Annotated in this window: 3 protein-coding genes; 1 reads left to right on the top strand and 2 read right to left on the bottom strand. The window is 35.4% G+C overall.

Translation table 11 applies throughout. The features are described from left to right. On the top strand, nt 1-1,396 hold a 1,396-nt coding region (locus tag AC07XN_RS24030), incomplete at its 5' end, for a pseudouridine synthase (RefSeq protein ID WP_494744889.1). Between the two features lie 41 nt (nt 1,397-1,437). Here the strand turns inward: AC07XN_RS24030 and AC07XN_RS24025 are convergent. Next, nucleotides 1,438-1,632, bottom strand: a complete 195-nt coding sequence (locus AC07XN_RS24025; RefSeq protein ID WP_494744888.1) for a hypothetical protein — start codon at nt 1,630-1,632, stop codon at nt 1,438-1,440. A gap of 50 nt (nt 1,633-1,682) precedes the next feature. Further along, nucleotides 1,683-2,609 carry a helix-turn-helix domain-containing protein gene (locus AC07XN_RS24020; protein ID WP_309921905.1) on the bottom strand — a complete coding sequence of 309 codons (927 nt, stop codon included), beginning with the start codon at nt 2,607-2,609 and terminating at the stop codon, nt 1,683-1,685. Between the last annotated feature and the right edge of the window lie 141 nt (nt 2,610-2,750).

Genomic DNA, 2,750 nt, shown 5'->3' with positions numbered 1-2,750 from the left:
GGGTGAACGTCGTGAATTCAAACCACAAGGTGAAAGAAGAGAATTTAACTCGGGTGAGCGTCGTGAATTCAAGCCACAAGGAGAGAGAAGAGAATTTAACTCAGAACGTCGTGACTTTAAACCACAAGGTGAGAGAAGAGAATTTAATTCGGGTGAACGTCGTGAATTCAAACCACAGGGTGAAAGAAGAGAATTTAACTCGGGTGAACGTCGTGAGTTCAAACCACAAGGCGAAAGAAGAGAATTTAATTCGGGTGAACGTCGTGAGTTCAAACCACAAGGTGAAAGAAGAGAATTTAACTCGGGTGAACGTCGTGAGTTTAAGCCACAAGGCGAAAGAAGAGAATTTAACTCAGAGCGTCGTGATTTTAAACCACAAGGTGATAAACCAGCTTTTGAACGCAAAGAGTTCGTAGATAAAAGAAAACCTGTTGGCAAAAGATTTGATAAAGGTGACTTTAACAAACCTCGTCCAGATGCAGGAAGTTTTGAAAAAAAAAGTAGAAGCGAAAGACCAGAAAAAACATTTGGTTCAGCCAAAGCAAATTTTGGAGGCGACAATCTATTTAAAGCACACAGACCTGTAGAACAGTCTGATAAATGGACGCCAAGCTACAAGCTTGATAAATACAAAGAGACTGCTCCTAAAAAAGTGCAGAAATTGATTGAAAAATCAGAGAAGCAATCATTGGAAGTACGTTTGAACCGTTATATCGCTAATTCTGGTGTTTGTTCTCGTCGTGAAGCTGATGATTTAATCAAGGCGGGTGAAATCAGAGTAAATGGTGCGGTAGTTACTGAAATGGGCTACCAAGTAAAACCAGGTGATATTGTTAAGTACGGTAGTAAAAAGTTGAATCGTGAGAAAATGGTTTATGTGTTGGTAAACAAACCTAAAGATTTTATCACAACGACTGAAGACCCTAACGACCGTAAAACAGTAATGGATTTAGTGAAAAATGCTTGTGAAGAACGTATCTACCCAGTAGGTCGTTTGGATAGAAACACGACAGGTCTATTATTGCTAACAAACGATGGTGAATTAGCAGATAAATTGACTCACCCTTCAAACGAAATCGAAAAATTATACCAAGTAGAATTGGATAAGCCTTTAACACAAGAGCATTTCGAGAAAATTAAAGGAGGTATTACTTTAGAAGACGGTGAAATAAAAGCGGATGATTTAGGAATTGTTACGCCAGATGGAATGGTAGTAGGTATCAAAATCCACTCGGGTCGTAATAGAATTGTTAGACGTATTTTTGAATCATTAGGATACGAAGTATTGAAACTTGACAGAACTACTTTTGCTGGCTTAGACAAAAAAGATTTACCAAGAGGAACTTGGCGTTTCTTGTCAGAAAGAGAAGTAGTGAAATTGAAGTTTTTTAAATAGTAGCTTTCAGATTTCTGATATCGGATGTCGGCTTTATAGAATTATGATAAAAGCTTTGCAGGATTTTCTGCGAAGCTTTTATTTTTACGAGTATTTCTTAATAAAGTTTCTGTTATTAAAAGAGCTTTCATATCAATAGAAATAGCAGAAATTACCACTACGTATTTTATACGAAAAAACATACTCATTAAAAAAGCCACTGAATTTGATTCAGCGGCTTTTTTAATATCAAACAATTTTAAAAATATAATCTCGAAGCTAATAACTCAAGGCTAACAGCTACTAATTATAAATTCATTAACGACTCTCTGCGTCTCATTTTTCCTGCTGGAATACCAAACATCATTTTGAAACGACGACAGAAGTATGCAGTATCTTTATAACCTACATCAGCGCCGATGGCACGGATAGATTTCTTAGAAGTTCTTAACAAACCTACGGCAGCTTCCATTCTTTGATATTCGATATAATCTTGTGGATTGATACCTGTTAACATCTTGAAATATTGCCCAACGTAGTCTTCAGAAACGTTTGCAACGTTCGCTAATACTTTATTTGATAAATCTCCACCGATATTATCTTTGATATAAGCAAAGATGTCAATTAAGCGTGGATCTTTGAAATAAGTACTGTTTGTTGCCAATTGTTCAACAAACAAACGGTTTTTGATGATGTAACGAATTATTTCGATAACAATCTCTTCCGTTTTTATTTTAATCACACGTCCTTTTCCAAGAATATCCGTCATGTCTTCTTTCAAAATTTCCGCTAGCATGTGTGCTAGTTTGTCGTCTCTTTTGATTAAGAATGGAGGAATATCTAAAGAAGTAAAGAAGTTTACCGAATCAAAAACTTTTGCTTCAAAAGCAACCATCCCGAAAGAGTTTTCGATTTGGCCAATTCTTGATGGTTCAAGGTTATATTCAAAATAAGACTCTCTGTGAGTCATAAATTCTTCATTTGAAATAGCCTTTGGTTTATCAGCACTACCATAGGTTATCGAAAGCATCTTACCTCCAGGGATAAAAAGCATGTCGCCAACCTCTGCATGGATAGCCTCTTCACCAAAAGAAACCTCACCGTTGTACAAAATCAAGAGTGTATTTTCTACATCATAAAAGTTTTTGATACGGATAGGTTGTAATATTCTAATGTTACGTGACTTAATAAACTTCACGCCGAGCGATTCTATTATCTTATTATAATCTTCCATTTTGCATCGTAATTTGGGTAATTGGAATTATAGAGCATTTAATTTTGGACAAAACTAATAAATCCATGTAAAATTCCAAAATTAAATGTAAAAAAGTCTTAAATAATTATTTTACGGTAAAATAGTTCCGCTATTCAAATT

The organism is Arcicella sp. GW458-12-2-14-TSB2 (assembly GCF_059423785.1).
This window is presented reverse-complemented; position numbering and strand designations above follow the sequence as displayed.